Origin of the sequence: Agrobacterium sp. NPDC090283 (genome assembly GCF_044769685.1) — a bacterium.
Lineage (GTDB): Bacteria > Pseudomonadota > Alphaproteobacteria > Rhizobiales > Rhizobiaceae > Agrobacterium.
On sequence record NZ_JBIVYG010000011.1, the window covers coordinates 77,227 to 98,354 of the forward strand.

Annotated in this window: 16 protein-coding genes; 5 read left to right on the forward strand and 11 right to left on the reverse strand. The window is 60.0% G+C overall.

The window, feature by feature from the left end; all coding sequences use genetic code 11:
• Nucleotides 1-36: 36 nt before the first annotated feature.
• The 3 genes from ACIQUH_RS16835 (at nt 37) to ACIQUH_RS16845 (ending at nt 7,045) form a co-directional block, all read left to right on the forward strand.
• Nucleotides 37-4,197 carry a translocation/assembly module TamB domain-containing protein gene (locus tag ACIQUH_RS16835; protein ID WP_400817079.1) on the forward strand — a complete coding sequence of 1,387 codons (4,161 nt, stop codon included), beginning with the start codon at nt 37-39 and terminating at the stop codon, nt 4,195-4,197.
• A 266-nt stretch (nt 4,198-4,463) separates the two neighbouring features.
• Nucleotides 4,464-4,940: a chemotaxis protein CheW gene (locus ACIQUH_RS16840; RefSeq protein ID WP_003504949.1), complete on the forward strand. Its 477-nt coding sequence runs from the start codon at nt 4,464-4,466 to the stop codon at nt 4,938-4,940.
• Between the two features lie 329 nt (nt 4,941-5,269).
• Nucleotides 5,270-7,045 (forward strand): methyl-accepting chemotaxis protein, encoded by a 1,776-nt coding sequence (locus ACIQUH_RS16845; protein ID WP_400817083.1) that lies wholly within the window; start codon nt 5,270-5,272, stop codon nt 7,043-7,045.
• 47 nt (nt 7,046-7,092) lie between these two features.
• On the opposite strand, the gene fdhD is transcribed toward ACIQUH_RS16845, so the two are convergent.
• The 8 genes from fdhD to ACIQUH_RS16885 form a co-directional block, all read right to left on the reverse strand.
• The gene (gene fdhD, locus ACIQUH_RS16850; protein ID WP_400817085.1) at nt 7,093-7,908 is read right to left on the reverse strand and encodes a formate dehydrogenase accessory sulfurtransferase FdhD; all 816 of its coding nucleotides are present in this window, start codon (nt 7,906-7,908) and stop codon (nt 7,093-7,095) included.
• Nucleotides 7,909-8,271: 363 nt separating this feature from the next.
• Nucleotides 8,272-8,682: a F0F1 ATP synthase subunit epsilon gene (locus ACIQUH_RS16855; RefSeq protein ID WP_003492358.1), complete on the reverse strand. Its 411-nt coding sequence runs from the start codon at nt 8,680-8,682 to the stop codon at nt 8,272-8,274.
• 130 nt (nt 8,683-8,812) lie between these two features.
• Nucleotides 8,813-10,267 (reverse strand): F0F1 ATP synthase subunit beta, encoded by a 1,455-nt coding sequence (atpD, locus tag ACIQUH_RS16860; RefSeq protein WP_400817088.1) that lies wholly within the window; start codon nt 10,265-10,267, stop codon nt 8,813-8,815.
• 23 nt (nt 10,268-10,290) lie between these two features.
• The gene (locus ACIQUH_RS16865; RefSeq protein WP_400817090.1) at nt 10,291-11,169 is read right to left on the reverse strand and encodes a F0F1 ATP synthase subunit gamma; all 879 of its coding nucleotides are present in this window, start codon (nt 11,167-11,169) and stop codon (nt 10,291-10,293) included.
• 30 nt (nt 11,170-11,199) lie between these two features.
• Nucleotides 11,200-12,729, reverse strand: a complete 1,530-nt coding sequence (atpA, locus tag ACIQUH_RS16870; protein ID WP_004443771.1) for a F0F1 ATP synthase subunit alpha — start codon at nt 12,727-12,729, stop codon at nt 11,200-11,202.
• Nucleotides 12,729-13,295, reverse strand: a complete 567-nt coding sequence (locus ACIQUH_RS16875) for a F0F1 ATP synthase subunit delta (protein ID WP_400817092.1) — start codon at nt 13,293-13,295, stop codon at nt 12,729-12,731. The genes atpA and ACIQUH_RS16875 overlap by 1 nt, the downstream gene beginning before the upstream one ends.
• A 261-nt stretch (nt 13,296-13,556) precedes the next feature.
• Nucleotides 13,557-13,943: a phage infection protein gene (locus ACIQUH_RS16880; RefSeq protein ID WP_400817094.1), complete on the reverse strand. Its 387-nt coding sequence runs from the start codon at nt 13,941-13,943 to the stop codon at nt 13,557-13,559.
• Nucleotides 13,944-14,022: 79 nt separating this feature from the next.
• Nucleotides 14,023-16,239, reverse strand: coding sequence for a primosomal protein N' (locus ACIQUH_RS16885; protein ID WP_400817096.1), 2,217 nt, complete (start codon nt 16,237-16,239; stop codon nt 14,023-14,025).
• Between the two features lie 121 nt (nt 16,240-16,360).
• Here ACIQUH_RS16885 and ACIQUH_RS16890 point away from each other — a divergent pair, with 121 nt between their 5' ends.
• Nucleotides 16,361-17,308: a tyrosine recombinase XerC gene (locus tag ACIQUH_RS16890; RefSeq protein WP_400817098.1), complete on the forward strand. Its 948-nt coding sequence runs from the start codon at nt 16,361-16,363 to the stop codon at nt 17,306-17,308.
• An 80-nt stretch (nt 17,309-17,388) separates the two neighbouring features.
• Nucleotides 17,389-18,486, forward strand: a complete 1,098-nt coding sequence (locus ACIQUH_RS16895; protein WP_400817100.1) for a TraB/GumN family protein — start codon at nt 17,389-17,391, stop codon at nt 18,484-18,486.
• On the opposite strand, the gene ACIQUH_RS16900 is transcribed toward ACIQUH_RS16895, so the two are convergent.
• The 3 genes from ACIQUH_RS16900 to lpdA all read right to left on the reverse strand — a co-directional run bounded on the left by ACIQUH_RS16900 (nt 18,470) and on the right by lpdA (nt 21,071).
• On the reverse strand, nt 18,470-18,958 hold the full coding sequence (locus tag ACIQUH_RS16900; RefSeq protein WP_400817102.1) for a DUF2867 domain-containing protein: 489 nt from the start codon (nt 18,956-18,958) through the stop codon (nt 18,470-18,472). The genes ACIQUH_RS16895 and ACIQUH_RS16900 overlap by 17 nt on opposite strands.
• A 79-nt stretch (nt 18,959-19,037) precedes the next feature.
• The gene (locus ACIQUH_RS16905; protein WP_400817104.1) at nt 19,038-19,538 is read right to left on the reverse strand and encodes a cytochrome b; all 501 of its coding nucleotides are present in this window, start codon (nt 19,536-19,538) and stop codon (nt 19,038-19,040) included.
• Nucleotides 19,539-19,664: 126 nt separating this feature from the next.
• Entirely contained in the window at nt 19,665-21,071 is a 1,407-nt protein-coding gene (lpdA, locus tag ACIQUH_RS16910) for a dihydrolipoyl dehydrogenase (RefSeq protein WP_400817106.1), read from the reverse strand.
• Between the last annotated feature and the right edge of the window lie 57 nt (nt 21,072-21,128).

Sequence of the window (21,128 nt, forward strand, 5' to 3'; positions counted from 1 at the left end):
TCGAACACCCTTGCAACAGAGTGTAGATTACCCTTTATGAAAACGTTGATTCGATTGCTGAAATGGCTGGGCTACGCTGCTTTGTGCGGCGTGGTGCTGGTGTTGCTTGCGGTTCTGTTCGTCGGTTTTACACCGATGGGCGCAAGAATTGCCGCAAAGCAGATTTCATCGCTCGTTTCCACACCCGATCAGGTAATCGAGATTTCGCCCCCGAGCGGCCTTTTGACCGGCCGCCTGCGGCTCGACAATGTCACCCTTTCAGACCGGCAGGGACCCTATGCCCGCGTGAACCAGATCGCCGTCGACTGGTCGCCGCTCTCGCTGCTTGCCGGCACCTTCCATGCCGACCGGGTCTCGGCCGGATCGATCGATGTCGAGCGCAAACCGCTTGCCCCGGAACAGACATCGACCAAGAGCTCCGGCAATTCCTCGCTGCCGATCGAAATCGCCGTCGACAAGTTCAGCTTTCCCGATATCAGCCTTGGCCAATCGCTTCTCGGCCGTCCCTTCGACCTGAACGCGGAAGGCAATCTCACGGCTGCCCAGGACGATATGCGGCTGTCGCTCACCGCCCACCGGCTCAATGCGCCGGATGCGGAGGTCAATGCCGACATCGCCTTCCTTCCGAATGAGAATGTTCTGAAGCTGAAAGCGGAGATGAAGGAGCCCGAAGGCGGTCTTCTCGCCACGCTGCTTTCGCTTCCCGGAACGCCTGCGGTGGCGATAGACCTCAACGGCGAAGGCCCGCTTTCCAATTGGACGGGCACGTTGCGCGGCAATGTCGCCGGCAACCCCGTCGTCAACGTCACCGGCCGCCACCTTCTCGCAGATGATGGCACCCGCCGTATCGAAATTGCAGGCGGTGGTCAACCGGACCTGCTGCTGCCCCCCGCCTTCCGCCAGCTTTTTGCCGGCGAGACGAAGCTCGACGCAAACGCCACGCTCTCGCCGCAGGGCCGCATCGAAATCGGCAGCAGCACATTGGAAACCGGCACCCTGCTGCTGACGGCGTCAGGCACGGTCGATCCGAACGGTCAGAACAATCTTGCCGCCAATCTCATCGGCACCGCCGGCCCCGTGGATTTCCGCTGGCCGCTGGAGAATGGCGACGTTCAGGCGCTCATCAACGGCCTCGACCTTTCCCTCAAGGGTGGCGCAGACGCCGCAAATCTCAACACAACCGTATCGTTGCGCAGCCTCTCCCTGCCGCAAGGCAGGCTCGATGACGTCAAGCTGACGGCCGAGAGCGCCGATCTCAACATCGCTAACCGTAGCGGCACGATTGCGACGGTCCTGTCCGTGGCGCAATCCTCCTTCGTCAGCCCCGATATCGACCGGCTGGTGCGGGCACCCCTCACCATCAAGGCGCCGCTCAGCCTCACCTCTTCCTCCATCGGCTTCGACGGCGCCACACTGGAAAGCGCCAGTGTCGGTGGAACGCTGAACGGCAGTTTCGATCTCGCCGGCAATCGCCTGACCTCCAGCGTGCAGCTCTTTGCGCTGCCCGCCACGCTGCCTCCGGCGCTCGCGGAAAAATTCGACACCACCATCGCCCTCCAGGGCGATATCGACCTGACCATCGGCGGCCGCACCAGCGTTGAAAACCTCGTCGTGAAATCGGGAACGATCGAAGCCACAGGCAATGTCGGCCTCGAAAACGATGCATTGAGCGCCAGCCTGACGGGTAAATTTCCCGCTCTTGAAAAGTTGACGCCGCAGGCGAAGGGCGTCGCCGATTTTGCAATCGAGGCGAGCGGTGCACTTGCAGCACCGGATTTCAACATCACCCTGAGCTCCGAAAGCGCAATCCTTGCCGGACGAACACTCGAATCGCTGAAGGTGAATGCGACGGGCAAGGCCGATCCCGCCGCGCCTCAGGCGAAACTCACCGCCAGCGGCAGTCTCGACCGGCAGAAGATCGACGCCAATGCCGATGTGGTGCAGACCGAAAACGGCACGGCTATCCCCGAGCTGCACGTGGCCGTAGGCCGCAATATCTTGAATGGGCAGCTGCAATTCTCGCAGCAATTCCTGCCATCGGGCAATCTTTCCTTCAATTTCCCCGACCTTGCCCTGCTCGCCGCGCTCGCTGCGCAGCAGGCGAACGGCGATATTGCCGGTGACATAACGCTGAGCAACGCCAATGGCCGGATTGCCGCAACGATCAAGGCCAATGGCGGCAGCATCCGTCAGGGCACGACAACGATCTCCAGGCTGGCGGCCGATATTTCCATTGACGACCTCCAGGCTCTCGCCATCAATGGCAAGCTCAGCGCTGATAGCGTCAATGCCGGCGCCGCTTCGATTTCCGCCCTGAATGCCACCATCGGCCATTCCGGCACGACGACGCAGTTCGACGTCAACGGCCGTTACGACAATGCACCGCTGGTGGTGAAGGGCAGCGCCGACACCGGCGGATCGCCGATGACGGTACGGCTCGACGCCTTTTCCGCCGCCCCCAAAGGCATTGCGGTGCGCCTTGAAAAACCGAGCACCATCGCCATCCAGAATGGCACGGCCCGCATCTCCGATCTGACCATCATCACGGGTGAAGGACGCATCGAGGTCAACGGCACCGCCGGGTCGACGCTCGATGTCAATGCCGATATCCGGTCGCTGCCCGCCAGTCTCGCAAATGCTTTCGCCACCGGGCTGGATGCGGCAGGCAGCATCTCCGGCACGGTGAGCGCCAAGGGTGCGGCATCGGACCCCGCGGTCGACTACAATCTGAACTGGACCAATGCCGAAGTCGCGCAGACACGCGCGGCGGGGCTCGCCGCGCTCGGCATCAAGGCGAACGGCCGCTTTGCCGGCGGCACCTTGCAGATCGACACCAATGTCTCCGGTCAGGGCGGCATGGCGCTTTCCGGCGGCGGTTCGCTTGGCATCGCCGGCAATCGTCCACTTTCCATGGCGTTTACAGGCAGATTGCCCTTCTCCGCCGTTGCGGCGCAAACCGCAGCGCAGGGCCTCGATGTTGACGGCACCGCCGCCATCGATGTGAGGATTTCCGGCAGCGCTTCCGCGCCTGTCGTTACCGGCAGCATCACCACCGATGGGACGCGCCTCACCGACGTGCGCAGGAACCTGACCGTCAACGATCTCGGCGCAACCATCACCTTCGACCGCGACCGCGCGGTCATTTCCCGATTGACGGGCAAGCTGGCGGGCGGCGGAACGATCTCGGGAACCGGCAGCGTCGGCATAGCCGGTGGTTCGGGTTTCCCGGCCGATATATCGATCACCCTTAATCGCGCCGGTTATAATGACGGCACGCTGGTGACGACGGTGGTGAGCGGCACGCTGACATTGAAAGGCCCGCTGCTGAATTCCCCCGTGCTGGGCGGCAACCTGACGCTGGACAGAAGCGCCATCACCATTCCGGAGAAGCTTCCGGCCTCGTTGACGGAGATCGATGTCAAGCACAAGAACGCCCCGCCGAAGGTGCGCGCGCAGGCCAAGGCGCTCGGGGCTGATCAGGGCGGCAGCGGCAGCTCCTCCACCATCAATCTCGATCTGCAGGTGAATGCACCGAGCGGTATCTTCGTGCGCGGACGCGGCATCGATGCGGAACTCACGGGCAATCTGACGATCCGTGGCACAGCGGCCGTTCCCGTCATTTCCGGCGGCTTCGAAATGCGCCGTGGCCGGCTTGAAATCCTAACCCGCCGCCTCGATTTCACCACCGGCAATATCAGTTTTGGTGGCGGCCTCGTTCCGGTTCTCGACATGAAGGCGGACTCGACGGTCGGTTCGACGACCATCACGGTGGCGGTTTCCGGCAATGCCAACGATCCGACCTTTGCTTTCTCCTCGGCGCCCGCCCTGCCGCAGGATGAGGTGATGGCGCAGCTGATCTTTGGCCAGTCCATGTCGAAGCTCTCGGCGCTGCAGATCGCAAGGCTGGCCGATGCGGCCGCCCAGCTGGCCGGCGGGCGTTCCACCTCGCTGTTCGACAAGCTCAGAAGCAATCTCGGCGTCGACGATCTCGATATTTCGACGGATTCCGAAGGGCAGGCCCGCGTTTCCGCCGGTAAATATCTGAACGAAAGAACCTATCTGGAGCTGCAGCAAAGCGGCGAATCCGGTGCAAAAGCCATCATCAATCTCGATGTCGGCCGGGGCGTGAAGCTGCGTGGGGAAGCGGGCGGCGATGGCGAAGGCGCGGCCGGCATTTTTTACGAGAAAGAATATTAGCATTTCCAGTAAAAGTGCGTAGCGGTTTTACCTCCGGACAATTCCTAAAATCAAAAAGAGAGTATTTTCGCGATTCAAAGAAAAGCGAAAACGCTCCGGGACCGCTTCGTATTTAGGTTTGCGAAACCATCTCGTGCTACGACTCTTCCATTGACGACGGAAATATTGTTTCCGGCTGTTCAGGCACCAGGCAGAACGCCAAATTCGCATTGCAAGTGTCGGTGCACTTGCGCCGGCCTCCACAGCGAGCATTGGGAAGAATTCTGATGGCAATGATTAACTCTACCAATTTTGGCGGTGAGACGCTCGAAATCATCGCGTTCCGCCTGCATGATCAGGAATTCTGCGTGAAGACGACGACCATTCGCGAAATCCGCGGCTGGGCGCCTTCCACGCCCATTCCCCACGCGCCGAAAGACGTCATCGGCGTCATGAACCTGCGCGGTTCGGTCATTCCGATCATCGATCTGGCTCACAAGCTCGGCATGAAGAGCACCGTCGCCAATGAAAGAAGCGCCATTGTGGTCGCGGAAGTGCACAATATGGTCATCGGCATGCTCGTCGACCGCGTTTCCGACATTCTGACGATCCCGGCAAACCAGGTTCAGCCGGTTCCGGAAATCTCGGCCTCCTTCGACAAATCCTATTCGGAAGGCATCATCGCCAACGAACATGGCATGATCTGCTTCCTGAACCTCGCGAAGATGTTCAAAGGAACCGAAGCGGAAGATCTCGCGGCCTAATCAGGCCTTTTGGCTGGCCTGACCGCACGAAGACTTTCGATCAATCCAGACCGCCGGAGCACCTGCCCGGCGGTTTTGTTTTTCCTCCCTGCCCTGTTTTATTAAATAAGAACATTTTAATATTATGGATATCTAATATTAAAGACCGAGGATCAGTATCGCGCCGGCACGACTATCACGCGGGCCCGATACCTGACCGAGGCGGAGAGAGAAAAGTGCCTGCATTGCTGCCTTCGGCGGCAAACCTGTTCGTTGTTCAACATGATACGACGTGGACCGCATAGTCTGTGCGGCTCGCCGCGCCGTGGGCCGTTTTTGGGGGACGTATAATGCTGGGGTTAGGGAAAAGCGCAGACAACAGAAATATGCTCGATGCGATATCGAGATCGCAGGCGGTCATAGAATTCGATCTCAAGGGTAATATCCTCACCGCGAATAAAAATTTCTGCACGGCGCTGGGTTATGATCTTGCCGAGATCGTCGGCAAGCACCATCGCATCTTCTGCGACAGCGAGCTTGCCGCGTCGCGGGCCTATCAGGAATTCTGGGACTCTCTCGCCCGTGGCGAGTTCCAGGCCAAGGAATATCGCCGTATCCGCAAAGACGGCTCGGTTATCTGGATCGAGGCCTCCTACAACCCGGTTTTCCGTTCGGGCAAACCCTATAAGGTCGTGAAGATCGCCACGGACATCACCGCCAAGAAGATCAGGGCCGTGGACGATGCGGGCAAGCTGGAGGCGCTCTCCCGTTCGCAGGCCACCATCGAGTTTTTGCCGGATGGCACCATCATCACCGCCAATCCGAATTTCTGCGCCACGGTGAATTACGACCTCAAGGAAATCGAGGGCAGGCACCACCGCATCTTCTGCGATCCGGCCTATGCCGCCTCGCCTGCCTATGGCAACTTCTGGCCGCGACTGGCGGCAGGGGAATTCATCTCGGATGAATTTGTCCGCTACGGAAAGAACGGCAAGGAAATATGGATTCAGGCCGCCTATAATCCGGTGCTGGACGAGGCCGGCAAGGTGGTGAAAGTGGTGAAATTCGCCACCGATGTCACGCCACGCATGAGCGCCATCAGTGTGCTGGCCGATGCCCTGCGGGCGCTGGCCGAGGGCGATCTTGTGCAGCGCCTCGACAACAGTTTCGTGCCCAGCATGGAAAAACTACGCGCAGACTTCAACGAAGTCGTCGCCAGGCTGCAGGCCACCATGCAGACCATCGCCCATAATGCCTCGACAATCGCTTCCGGCTCCGGCGAAATCCGCATCGCCGCCGATCAGCTTTCGCAGCGCACCGAACAGCAGGCCGCCTCACTGGAAGAGACCGCAGCCGCGCTGGAGGAAATCACCACCACCGTTACCGATGCCAGCCAGCGCGCCGGCGAGGCCGGCAAACTGGTATTGCGGACGAGAGAACATGCCGAACATTCCGGCGATATCGTCCAGCAGGCAATTTCCGCCATGGATGCGATTTCGCGGTCCTCCGGTGAAATCACCAACATCATCGGCGTCATTGACGACATCGCCTTCCAGACCAATCTTCTGGCACTGAATGCGGGTGTCGAAGCCGCCCGCGCCGGCGAAGCGGGCAAAGGGTTTGCCGTCGTGGCGCAGGAGGTCCGGGAGCTTGCGCAGCGATCCGCCGTTGCGGCCAAGGAAATCAAATCCCTCATCAACACCTCCCGCGAGCAGGTCGCCAATGGTGTGGATCTGGTGGGCAGAACCGGCGGCGCGCTGCGGGATATCCAGTCGCAGATGAGCGAGATCGACACCAATGTCTCGGCCATCGTTGAAGCCTCGCGCGAACAGGCGAATGGTCTTAGGGAAATCAATCAGGCCGTTAACGTCATGGATCAGGCCACCCAGAAAAATGCTGCCATGGTCGAGGAAACCACCGCCGCCAGCCACGGCCTCGCCACGGAGGCGGAGAATCTGCACGAGTTACTGCGGCAGTTCAGAATATCGCATGAGGCATCGGCATCACCCACACGCGCGGCAGACAAAAAGCCAGCCGTCGTTACCAGACTTCCGGCGCCGCAGCCACGATATGCCGCCCCGCCAAGGTCTCACGGAAACGCCGCAGCGGAATGGGCGGAATTCTAGACCTGTTATGAAGCCGGGAGGCCGCCGGGGAGATGGCGGCCTCAACATTATAGAATGATACGATCCGCCCGGGTGAAGATTTCAAAATCTTCACCCCGCACCAGTGCGACAAGTGTGACACCCGCCCTCTCGGCCGTTTCGATGGCAAGTGCCGTGGGTGCTGAAATTGCCGCTAGAATGGGACTGCCAAGGATAGCCGTCTTCTGGACCATTTCCACCGACAGGCGGCTGGTGACGGCCACAATTCCCGCCCCGGGAGATATCTCCGCATTGATGACCGCACCTGCGAGCTTGTCGAGCGCATTATGGCGGCCGACATCTTCGCGGACAGCAAGCAGCCCTTTTTGAGGATTGTAGAAACCCGCGCCGTGAACTGCCCTCGTTTCGCGATTGAGACTTTGCGCCTCGTTCAGCGCTTTCACCGCAGCAACCACGTCATCACCGTCAACGGAGATTTCCACGTCGCTCAACTCCGGTACCACGCGGACCGCCTGTTCTATGGATTCGATGCCACAGAGACCGCAGCCGACAGGGCCCGCCATATGTCGCCGTCTTGCTCTGAGCGCATCCGCATTGGCATCCTGCAAATCCACCTGAACATCGAAGCCTTGCCCGGCCTCGATCACCTCGATGGACCGGATTTCCGCCCTTGTGGATATGATGCCTTCCGTAAGACTGAAACCGACTGCAAAATCGACAAGATCGGCGGGGCTGGCCATCATCACGGCATGCGTGCTGCCGCCATAAGAAAAGGCGACTGGCACCTCCTCCGGCACCGCCCTCTCGCCCTCGGTTATAGCCCCTTGCCGCACAGCAGTTCGTGCGACCCTTCGGTAACTTGCCTCTGCCGACACGCTGATCACTCCTCCATGACGAAAATCTGCTTCGCCTCGCTCATGGTCCCAAAGCAGCATTTCTTCCCGCTATCACATCTAACCGAAAGCCCGGAAAATCGGAATCGGTTTCCCGGCTGCCCCCATTGAAACAAAACCTTTGAAGGCGCTTCTTGCCCTACCCATTCTCCGCACGTGAACCACTGACGCAATCCCGCCAAGGCCATTCTGAAGCTTGGACTAGGCCAACCGAGGGGGGCTCCTATGCGAAAGCAGCCATGTTTCGCCTGATGGTGAGGCAACAGCCCAAAACAAAAAAAGCGACCGAAGCGGCCGCTTTTTTTGTTTTGGATTTTTTGTGGGCAGTCATTCTTTCGAACCCGCCCGGTGCTTTCAAGCAGCGACGAGAACCTCATGCAGGTTCGTCAGCTCATAGAGGTGCTTCTCGAGCTTGGTCAGATGTTCGTGGTGATGATTGCCCTCTTCGATTTCGGCCTTCGCCGCATCGATACGCTTCTGCAGCGTGTCGGGAGACATATCATCGGCCGAAACGGCGGATTCGGCGAGAAGCGTGCAGCCGGTCGGCAGAATATCGGCAAAACCACCGAAGACGACATATTTATGCGTCTCGCCGGAAGCGAACTTCACCGTTACCAGACCTGGCTTGATCGTGGTCATCGTCGGCGCGTGATTGGCCAGAACGGTCATTTCACCCAGCGTAGCCGGGATGACGACTTCCGTAACCGTTTCGGAAACGAGCAGACGCTCCGGGGAAACGAGATCGAATTTGAAACTGTCAGCCATGGCTATTCACTTCTTTTCAATTACGCGGGCGTCACGGACTTGTCTTTTACAACAAAGGCGAAAGCCTTTCCGGTTTCGCCACCATTGTCGGCTAGGCGCACGGATGAACCGCGCGCCCGCCAATTCATGATCAGGCAGCCTCGGCAGCCAGCTTCTTTGCCTTTTCGATGGCTTCTTCCATCGAACCGACCATGTAGAAAGCAGCTTCCGGCAGGTTGTCGTACTCGCCGTTGACCAGGCCCTTGAAGCCCTTGATCGTGTCTTCGAGAGCGACAAGCTTGCCCGGCGAACCGGTGAAGACTTCAGCAACGAAGAACGGTTGCGACAGGAAACGCTCGATCTTGCGGGCGCGGGCAACCGTCAGCTTGTCTTCTTCCGACAGTTCGTCCATGCCGAGGATGGCGATGATGTCCTGAAGAGCCTTGTAGCGCTGCAGGGTCGACTGAACCTTACGGGCAACTTCGTAGTGCTCTTCGCCGACGATCATCGGGTCAAGCATACGCGAGGTGGAGTCGAGCGGGTCAACAGCCGGGTAAATACCCTTTTCAGCGATCGAACGCGACAGAACCGTCGTTGCGTCAAGATGCGCAAACGAGGTGGCCGGAGCCGGGTCGGTCAAGTCGTCGGCGGGAACGTAAATCGCCTGAACCGAGGTGATCGAACCCTTGTTCGTGGTGGTGATGCGTTCCTGCATCTGGCCCATGTCGGTCGCCAGCGTCGGCTGGTAGCCCACGGCCGAAGGAATACGGCCGAGCAGAGCCGACACTTCCGAACCAGCCTGCGTGAAGCGGAAGATGTTGTCCACGAAGAACAGAACGTCCTGGCCTTCGTCACGGAAGTTTTCAGCGATCGTCAGACCGGTCAGAGCGACGCGGGCGCGGGCGCCCGGCGGTTCGTTCATCTGGCCGTAAACGAGCGCAGCCTTGGAGCCTTCGCCGCCGCCGAGCTTGTTGACGTTCGATTCGATCATTTCGTGGTAGAGGTCGTTGCCTTCGCGGGTACGTTCACCCACGCCGGCGAATACCGAGTAACCACCATGCGCCTTGGCGACGTTGTTGATCAGTTCCATGATGAGAACCGTCTTGCCAACGCCGGCGCCGCCGAACAGGCCGATCTTGCCGCCCTTGGCGTAAGGAGCCAGAAGGTCGACGACCTTGATGCCGGTGACGAGGATCTGTGCTTCGGTCGACTGCTCGACGTAAGACGGTGCATCCTGGTGGATGGCGCGCTTCTTGGCCGTGGTGATCGGACCAGCTTCGTCAACCGGCTCGCCGATGACGTTCATGATGCGGCCGAGCGTTTCCGGACCGACCGGAACTTCGATCGGTGCGCCGGTGTTGGCGACGGCCTGACCGCGGACGAGACCTTCGGTCGAGTCCATGGCGATCGTGCGAACGACGTTCTCGCCGAGATGCTGCGCGACTTCCAGAACGAGGCGGTTGCCGTTGTTCTCGGTTTCGAGCGCGTTCAGGATCGGAGGCAGTTCGCCTTCGAACGCCACGTCGACAACAGCGCCGATAACCTGGGTAACCTTGCCCGCGCCGTTCACCGCTGCGGTTTTCTTGGGGGTAGCTGCCTTAGCCATTATCCTTACCCTCTTTCCTTACCTCAGAGCGCTTCCGCGCCCGAAATGATTTCAATGAGTTCCTTGGTGATCTGAGCCTGACGCTGACGGTTGTAGGAAAGCGTCAGCTTGTTGATCATCTCACCGGCATTGCGCGTTGCATTGTCCATCGCGCTCATCTTGGCGCCCATTTCACCGGCAACGTTTTCGAGCAGAGCCCGGAAAACCTGAACCGAAATGTTGCGCGGAATAAGGTCTTCCAGAATAGAAGCCGCATCCGGCTCATATTCGTAGACGGCGTTCTGCGTCGCGGCATCCTCTTCCACAACAGGCGTTGCGGCCGGAATGAGCTGCAGACCGGTCGGGATCTGACTGATGACGGACTTGAATTCCGAATAGATCAGCGTGCAGACATCGAACTCACCCGCGTTGAAGAGCGAGATCACCTTCTTGGCGATCTGGTCGGCGTTTTCGAAACCGACCTTCTTCACTTCGCGCAGTTCGACACGCTCGATGATGTTGGCTGCAAATTCGCGGCGAAGGCTGTCGTAACCCTTCTTGCCAACCGTGATGATCTTGACCGTCTTGCCTTCCGAAATCAGCTTGCGGGCGTGATCGCGGGCAAAACGGGAAATCTGCGAGTTGAAACCGCCGCAAAGACCACGTTCAGCCGTGCAGACGACGAGCAAGTGCACGTCGTCCTTGCCGGTGCCGGTCATCAGCGCCGGAGCAACGTCCGCCTCGACCGCATTCGCGATGTTGGCAAGAACGGCGCTCATGCGCTGAGAATAAGGCCGGGCGGCCTCCGCAGCTTCCTGGGCGCGCCGAAGCTTCGCCGCGGCGACCATTTTCATCGCCTTGGTAATCTTCTGCGTCGCCTTTACGGAGGCAATGCGGTTTTTCAGATCCTTTAGTGAAGGCATCCGTTATCCGTCCGAGTAAAAGAGCCCTGATTACGAGAAAGACTTGGCGAAGCTATCAAGAGCGCCCTTGAGCTTGCCCTTGGTATCGTCGCTGATAGCCTTTTCCGTGCGGATGGTGTCGAGGATCGCCTTGCCTTCCGACCGGAGGTAGGAGAGCAGACCCTGCTCGAACTTGCCGACCTGTGCGACCGGAACCTTGTCGAGGTAACCGTTGACGCCGGCGAAGATCACCGCAACCTGTTCTTCCGTCTTGAGCGGAGAGAACTGCGGCTGCTTCAGAAGTTCGGTCAGGCGGGCGCCGCGGTTAAGCAGGCGCTGCGTGGAAGCGTCGAGGTCCGAACCGAACTGGGCGAAGGCGGCCATTTCGCGATACTGGGCGAGTTCACCCTTGATCGAACCGGCAACCTGCTTCATCGCCTTGATCTGAGCGGCGGAGCCAACGCGCGAAACCGACAGACCGACGTTAACAGCCGGACGGATACCCTGATAGAACAGGTCGGTTTCAAGGAAGATCTGGCCGTCGGTGATCGAGATCACGTTGGTCGGAATGAAGGCCGAAACGTCGTTACCCTGGGTTTCGATGACAGGCAGAGCCGTCAGCGAGCCAGCGCCCATTTCGTCGGAGAGCTTTGCAGCGCGCTCGAGAAGGCGGGAGTGGAGATAGAAAACGTCGCCCGGATAAGCTTCGCGGCCCGGAGGACGACGCAGCAGAAGCGACATCTGACGATAGGCAACGGCCTGCTTGGAAAGGTCGTCGTAACCGATGAGAGCGTGCTTGCCGTTGTCACGGAAGTATTCACCCATGGCGCAACCGGCAAACGGTGCGAGGTACTGCATCGGAGCCGGGTCGGAAGCGGTGGCAGCAACGATGATCGAGTACTGCAGCGCGCCGCGTTCTTCCAGAACCTTCACGAACTGGGCAACGGTCGAACGCTTCTGACCGATAGCGACGTAGACGCAATAAAGCTTGTCGCCGTCAGGGCCATTGTCGTGAATGGCCTTCTGGTTCAGGATCGTGTCGAGAATGATCGCGGTCTTGCCGGTCTGGCGGTCGCCGATGACGAGCTCGCGCTGGCCACGGCCAACCGGGATGAGCGCGTCGATGGCCTTGAGGCCGGTCGACATCGGCTCATGAACCGACTTGCGCGGAATGATGCCGGGAGCCTTGACGTCAACGCGCGAACGCTTGGCGGCATTGATCGGGCCCTTACCGTCGATCGGGTTGCCAAGCGCGTCAACGACGCGGCCGAGCAGTTCCGGACCGACGGGAACGTCAACGATAGCGCCAGTCCGCTTTACGGTGTCGCCTTCCTTGATGTCACGGTCCGAACCGAAGATAACCACACCGACATTGTCGGCTTCAAGGTTGAGCGCCATGCCACGGATGCCGCCCGGAAACTCGACCATTTCACCAGCCTGAACATTGTCGAGACCGTAAACGCGGGCAATACCGTCACCGACGGAAAGCACCTGGCCGACTTCCGAGACTTCCGCCTCGTTGCCGAAATTTTTGATTTGATCTTTCAGAATTGCGGAAATTTCCGCGGCGCGGATATCCATCAGCCAACCTCTTTCAGTGCAAGCTTAAGGGTGGAAAGTTTGGTGCGAAGAGACGTATCGATCTGGCGGGAGCCGACCTTGACGATCAGGCCACCGAGTATCGAGGGATCGACGGTAACGGAAACCGCCACATCCTTGCCGGTAACGCTCTTCAGCGCCGCCTTCAGTTCAGTTTCCTGCGCCTCGTCGAGCGCATGTGCCGAGGTGACCTCGGCGGTGATTTCGCCGCGGTGGGCGGCGGCAATGGTGCGGTAGGCGCGGATCATGCCAGGAACGGCAAAGAGACGGCGGTTATTCGCAACAACCTTGAGGAAATTGAGCGCGAGACCAGCGATGCCGGCCTTTTCGCAGATTGCGGTGATTGCCTTGAACTGATCCTCGGCGGAAAACACCGGGCTCGCAACCAGACGCTTCAAATCGTCGCTTTCGTCGAGAAGTGCGCCAAACTTGTCCAGTTCGGCCTGAACCGCTTCAACCGCACCCGCTTCCAAAGCAAGCTCGAAAAGCGACGACGCATACCTTTCCGCTACACCGGATGTTCCCTGGGAGGTGTCTGCCACGGGCACTTTTTCCCTGCTAATCGTCCAAGACCATCAGCGATGGGGCTCCACCGCATCAAATTCTTGAAATCGTTTCAATTTCCCCGAAAAAGACCGGAATTCCCCCCTGCCTTTTCCCAATTTCGCGGTCCGTCTAGCATAGGACGCCGGGACTCGCAACACGCGTAATAGCGGAAAGCGCCGTTTGGGCAAGGGGGAATGCGTTTAAATTTTCCGATTTCGCTCAGGATGCGGCATCTGTGCGTCACAAAAGGCAAAAAGCCCGCCTCAGACCAGCCCGAACACGTAGCTCAACGACAGTGCAGCGAGCAGGAAGTGTACAACCAGAAGTAAGAAATTCCGCATGGTTGTGCCTCCATCGGAGAGTATGGAGAGAATACCGCCGAACACGCTGAGGCCGAAAGCCGCACCGAAGGCGAGATAGACCATGGGCTGCGCGAGAAGCAGGGCGGCGGCGCCGAGGCCGAGATAGAACCCGGCAAGCGACGAACGCACAAGCGCATAACCATCCCTGCGCTCACCCGCCGGCTGGAGACCGAAGGCACGCAGCGTAATACCCGGCGCAAACATGAAAAAAAGGCCCATCACGGCCGAAACCACCGCCGCTCCGAAGGCCAGCTGCTCGCCGAACTCGGCGGGAAAATAAAACTCCATCTCGTTCCCCAAATCATTTTGACTGCCTGCTGCGTTATGACACGGTCATGACAGCGGGAAAACGCCCCGGCGGCAAAGTTCAAAGGAAACTTTGCGGGTCGATATCGAGCTGCACATGCACGCTGCCGCGCTCTTTCGGGCCATTGGCCAGAAGCGTGCGGAGAAAAGACTGCATGTCGGAATTGCGCCGCCCATGCACCAGGAGGCGGAAACGGTGACGGCCACGGATGAGCGCGAGCGGCGCTTCCGCCGGGCCGAGCAGCATGATGCCGGTAACCTGTGGGGCTGCGGCCCTCAAGCCCCGGGCATGGGTTTCCGCTTCCCCGCGCGTATCGGCGGAAACGATGATCGAGGCAAGCCGTCCGAAGGGCGGCAGAACGGCTTTTTCCCGCTCCACGATTTCCCTTTCGTAGAAGGCCGATGCATCGCCCGAAACGATGGCCTGCATGACGGGGTGCTGCGGCTGATAGGTCTGCAACAGGCCATGGCTCTTCAACCCCGTGCGCCCGGCGCGCCCCGTCACCTGCGAGAGCAGCTGGAACGTTCGCTCTGCCGCGCGCGGATCGCCATTGGCAAGCCCCAGATCGGCATCGACGATGCCGACAAGCGTCATCAGCGGAAAATTATGTCCCTTGGCGACGAGCTGCGTGCCGATGACGATATCCGCCTCACCCTTGACGATCGCCTCCAGCTCCAGCCGCAGGCGCTTGACACCCATGAGATCGGAGGAGAGCACGATGGTGCGGGCTTCCGGGAAATGTTTCTCCACCTCCTCGGCGATGCGCTCGACACCCGGCCCGCAGGCCACCAGATGATCGAAGGTGCCGCATTCCGGGCAATGGTCAGGCGTCGGCTCGCTGTGGCCGCACTGGTGGCACTGCAATTGATTGCGGAACCGGTGCTCCACCAGCCAGCTGGAACATTGCGGGCACTGGAAACGGTGGCCGCAGACCCGGCAGAGCGTCAACGGCGCATAGCCGCGGCGATTGAGGAAAAGAAGCGCCTGCTCACCCTTCTCGATCGTCTTGCCGATTCCACGCAGCAGAACCGGGGAAAGAAACCCTCCCCTTTCCGGCGGATGGCGGCGCATATCAACGAGATGCAGGTCCGGCATCGCCGCATCGCCGAAGCGCGTGTGCAGGTGGATGGTGTTGTAACGCCCCGAACTGCCATTGACCTGGCTTTCCACAGAGGGTGTGGCAGACACCAGCACGACAGGAAATTCCGCGATTCGCGCTCTCACGACCGCCATGTCGCGGGCATTATAATAGACGCGGTCTTCCTGCTTATAGGCCGGATCGTGCTCCTCATCGACGATGATAAGACCGAGATTGTCGAAGGGCAGGAAAAGTGCCGAACGCGCGCCGGCCACCACCTTCACTTCGCCCGTCACCGCCTGCCGCCAGACTTTTTCGCGCATGCGCGGTGACAGGTCCGAATGCCATTCCGCCGGTTTTGCACCGAAACGATCCTGAAAACGTTCAAGGAAGGCCGCGGTCAGTGCAATTTCGGGCAGCAGGATGAGAACCTGCTTGCCCTGACGGAGCGTCTCCGCCACCGCCTCGAAATAGACCTCGGTTTTGCCAGAACCTGTGACGCCGTCGATCAGCGAAACATGAAACCCGCCCTTGCGCACATCCTCGAGTATCTCCGAAGCGGCCTGTTTCTGCGGGCCTTCCAGACGCGGCTCGACATAATCAGGATCGGGTTCGGCCACGACAGGCGGCGCCGGCAGAAACACCGTCTCGAACACGCCCTGCTTGACGAGACCGTCGATGACGCTGGTCGAAACGCCGGCGGCATGGGCAAGCCCGCTCTTCGTCCAGCCATGCCCCTCTGCCGCCAGTTCCATCACCCGCTCGCGGGCGGGGGTAAGGCGCTCCGGCCGGCCTTCCGTCAGCCGCAGGCCCTCAATCATCGGCTCGGGATCGAAGGCGGCGGGCGCACGCAGCGCCATGCGCGCCACAAGGCCGGGCGGAGAAAGCGTATAGGCGGAAACCCAGTCCACGAAGCGGCGCATCTCCGCCTTCAGCGGCGGGCACTCGAAACTCTTGGTAATCGGCCGCAGCTTCTTCGGATCGACACCCTTTTCTCCGGCATCGTCCCACACCACGCCGAAGACCTGCCGCGGACCGAGCGGCACCTGCACGACGGAACCCGTCTCCACCACCATATCCTCAGGCACGGCATAGCTGTAAGGCCCCGGCGCCGGCATGGGCACGAGAACGGGCACCGTACGCGTGGGCGACGGCGGGTCGAACAGAGCCCCAAACAGATCGGACGAATCTTTTGCCATGATGTGGCGACCATGCCCCGGCGACAGGAAAAAGGAAACCGCCCGGATGTAGTGGGCGCGCCCGGCAAAGTCCACCTCTTAACCAAATGCTGACCATAAGGGCATAGTTTCAAGGCATGGAATGGAGCGCCGCGTGACCGAAATCCTGACATTTGCCGAACCCGATCTCCTCAACGAGCGTCAGTCCTGGCTCGCCACCCTTGCCGGCGAACGCCGTCTTGCCGACAACACCGTCGAGGCCTATGAGCGCGACACCCGCCAGTTCCTGACATTCCTCACCGGCTATATCGGCAAGCCCGCCGCCATAAAAGATATAGCCGATCTGCGCCCTGTCGATCTGCGCGCCTTTCTGGCCAACCGACGCAAGGAAGGCGCCGGCCCGCGTTCGCTCGGCCGGCATCTGGCCGGCCTGCGCTCGCTGCTGCACCACCTGCAGAAAAAGGGGCTCGTCAATGCGGCCGGCGCCACCGCCATGCGCGCGCCAAAACAGCCGAAATCCCTGCCAAAACCGCTCACTGACCGCCAGGCGCTGAAGATCACCACGGCCGAGGCGCAGTTGAACGAAGAACCCTGGATCGCCACCCGCAATGCCGCAGTTCTTTCGCTGCTTTATGGCTGCGGTCTGCGCATTTCCGAGGCGCTGGGTCTCACGCCAAGCGATTTTCCGCCCGGCGCCCGCAGCCTGCGTATCACCGGCAAGGGCAACAAGACGCGGATCGTACCGCTGCTCGCAGTGGTTACGGAAGCGGTCGATACCTACAGGAAGCTCTGCCCCTATGCCCTGGCGGCGAATGAACCGATGTTCCTTGGCGCACGCGGCGGCAAGCTGCAGCCGGCCATCATCCAGCGGGAAATGCAGAAGCTGCGCGGCGCTTTCGGCTTGCCGGAGAACGCCACGCCACATGCGCTGCGCCATTCCTTCGCCACCCATCTTCTGGCCGGCGGTGGGGACCTGCGCACCATTCAGGAGCTGCTCGGCCATGCGAGCCTCTCCACTACGCAGGTCTATACCGGCGTCGATACCGCGAGATTGCTGGAAATCTACGATAACGCCCACCCGCGCGCCTGAAGCAGGAATTGGTTAACCATAAACATTAACCAGACGTCCAAACCACAGTTCTATAAGCGAACAAGAACCGGATTGGACCGATGCACAGCCTGATAAAACCTCAAAATCTCACCGCCACCCTGATGGGCAAGACCGGCGACGCCCTGCTCTGGCTGCTGGCCGCCCTGCATGTCACCGCCGTTGCCATTCTGCTCATGACCTTGCTGTCGCTCAGTGAAGCAGGAGCCGCGGAGCAGAAGATCACCTGCTCGGGCAGCGACATTCTTGTCGAGATGCGCAAGACCGATCCGCAAGCTTTCGCAAAGATCGAACAGGAAGCGGCCGCCATTCCGAACGGCAAGGGCAATTTCTGGCGTATCGAAAAGGCAGGCACGGCCCCGTCCTATCTTCTCGGCACCATGCATGTCACCGATCCGCGTGTTCTGCAAATGCCAACCGCTGCCAGCCCCGCCTTTGAAAAGGCCGCGATCGTCATCGTGGAGTCCGACGAAATCGTCGACGACAAGAAGGTTGCGGCATCGCTGCTGAGCAAGCCCGAGCTCACCATGTTTCTGGATGGCAAATCGATCACCGACATCCTGTCCCCGGAAAATGTCGCGCGCCTGGAAAAGGGTCTCAAGGAACGCGGCATTCCGCTGAATGCCGTTTCACGCATGAAGCCCTGGATGCTGTCGAGCTTCGTCGCCCTTCCCGCCTGTGAATTCGCCCGCAAGGCGACCGGCCTTTCCTTTCTCGACAAGAAGCTGGCCGAAGATGCGCTTGCGGACGGAAAACGGCTTGTCGGGCTGGAGACCATGGTGGAGCAGCTAACGGCCATGTCCGAGCTGCCGATGGAATTTCATCTGCAGGCGCTGATCGAAACGCTGGAACTCGGCGACCGCATGGACGACGTCATGACGACCATGACCGATCTCTACGTCGCCGGCGATATCGGCATGACCATGCCCATGCTGAAAAGTCTGGACCCCAAGAAGGCGGCGGCGGAAAGCGAACAGGGCTACGCCGCCTTCGAACAGCGCATCATCACCGACCGCAACCATGTCATGGCTGATAGGGCCACCCCTGAGCTTGCCAAGGGCAATGTCTTCATGGCCGTCGGCGCTCTGCATCTGCCGGGCGAGGAAGGCCTTGTAGAACTGCTGCGCGCGGAAGGCTTCACCCTCACGCGGGTCGATTGACCCGCTCACTCCCGATGCTGACGGGCCGGACATTGGTACAGAATGGCCGCATCGTCGCCGGCACGATGCGGCGGTGAAACGGCCCGACGACAAGAAGATAAAGCCGCCCGAACAGGTTCTTGCGCCGGACGATGGTGGTGACACGCACCAGCTGGCGGTTTCCCTTTTCTTCGAGATCGACGACGATCCGGAAATCGAGATGACGGTCGTCGAAACCCAGCACGGTCCGCTGTGGCGTGGAGGACAGGACGGGAAAACCTCCTGCCGATGTACCAGCCGCCAGTTCGACCGTTCTCAACCCGAAAAACGCTACGACGCGGTTTCGAAGCGCCATAAGGCTGCTGATCCATGCCGGAGGATGATCGAGAAGGAGCCTGCTCACATCGAGTGAGGACGACTCGGGCGTCACCATCTCTCCCTGATAGCGATCCCGCCAGTCGGCGCCCGGCAATATGTCTTCAATGTCCTGCATTCCTGAACCCCAGCCGCACGATGCGGCAAGGATCATATTCCTCTTTTTCCGAGGAACCGGGAACGCGACAAACCGCCGCTTAGCCGTGTGTCATGCGCTTCAGGACGTTGGTGCGCCAGTAGAACTGGTGAACCAGAACGGCGACGACGTGACCGGCGATCAACACCCACATCACCACCTTGAAGGGACCGGAATGCAACTGCCCGGCGGGCTGGGCACCGAAATAATAGGCGGCGATACCGGACAGGGGCAGGACGAGGAACAGGGCATAAAAAGTGAAATGTGCCACCTTCGCCGCGATCTGAAACGGCCTCGGTTCTTCGGCCGGATGCGGCGGCACGCCCTGGAAAAAGCGCAGACAGAGACGCAGTGCCGCAAGCAACAGGATGGCAAAACCGACATAGGCGTGAATATTGGCCGAAGACACCTGTTCCGGTGTCAGTGTTTCGCCCCTCCGCATCAGCCGGTAGGCATGGGCCATGGCGTCGGGAAACAGCAGATTGAAGAAGATCAGAAGCGCCATTGCCCAGTGAATGACACGCTGCGGAACGGAAAAGGAAACTTGACTGGAAGATGCCATTTTATTGCCTTTTATCAAAAGGTTAGACAGGCTATGGCGCGAGTATGAGAAACCCCGGCCTGCATGGCAAGCCGGGGTTCAGCAGATGACTGAAATTTAATATTCGAGCGTCATGCCCAGGCCCGATCACATATGGATCGGCTTGAAGAATGTCGCCAGTGCTGCTTCCTTCACGGCTTCCGACATGGTCGGGTGCGCATGGCAGGTGCGGCCGAGATCTTCCGAAGAACCGCCGAACTCCATCAGCACGGTGATCTCGTGGATCATTTCGCCGGCGCCGAAGCCGACGATATGGCCGCCGAGAACCCGGTCGGTTTCCTTGTTGGCGAGGATTTTCACGAAACCATCCGTCACCTGCATGGCGCGGGCGCGGCCATTGGCGGTGAAGGGGAACTTGCCGACCTTGTAGGCGATGCCAGCAGCCTTCAGTTCTTCCTCGGTCTTACCGACGGAGGCGATTTCCGGCTGCGTATAGACGACCGCCGGAATGACGTCGTAGTTCACATGGCCGCGCTGGCCGGCGAGGATTTCCGCGAGCGCAACGCCCTCGTCTTCCGCCTTGTGGGCCAGCATCGGGCCCTTCACCACGTCACCGATAGCATAAATGCCATCGACATTGGTCTTGTAGTGGCCGTCAATTTCAACGCGGCCGCGGCTATCGAGCACGACGCCGGCTTCCGCAAGGCCGAGACCTTCCGTATAGGGCTTGCGGCCGGTTGAGATCAGCACGACGTTTGCTTCCAGCGTTTCGGCAGCGCCACCCTTGACCGGCTCGAACACCACCTTTGCGCCCGTGGCGGTCTTTTCAACGGCCGTTACCTTGGCGCCGAGCTTGAAATCGAGACCCTGCTTGGCCAGCAGACGCTGCGACTGCTTGGAAACTTCGCCATCCATGCCACCGAGAATGTTGTCGAGATATTCGACCACGGTCACCTTCGCGCCGAGACGCGACCAGACCGAACCAAGCTCGAGGCCGATGACGCCACCACCAACGACGATCAGCTTTTCCGGAACCTTGGAAAGAGCGATCGCACCGGTGGAGGACACGATAACGCTTTCATCGATATCGACCTGAACGCCCGGAATGCCGGCAACGTCGGAACCGGTGGCGATGACGATGTTCTTCGCTTCGATTTCCTGTGTCTCGCCCTTGTCGTTGGTGACGGAAACCTTGCCGACGGAAACCACCTTGCCGGTGCCCTGGAAGGCATCGATCTTGTTCTTCTTGAACAGGAATGCCACGCCGTCGACATTGGCCTTCACCACGCCGTCCTTGTGGCCCATCATCTTTTCAAGGTTCAGCTTCGGCGCGGCGACTTCGATACCGAGCGAATCGACGCCATGGGCGACATGCGCAAAGGTTTCGGACGCATGCAGCAGCGCCTTGGAGGGGATGCAGCCGACATTGAGGCAGGTGCCGCCATAGGTCGCGCGCTTCTCGATGACTGCGACCTTGAGGCCGAGCTGTGCCGCCTTGACCGCGCAAACATAACCGCCGGGGCCGGTGCCGATTACAACTACATCATATGCCATGTTCTGGTTCCTGCTTTATAGGGACAAGATATCGGATCATTGCCCAGCTTCCATTTG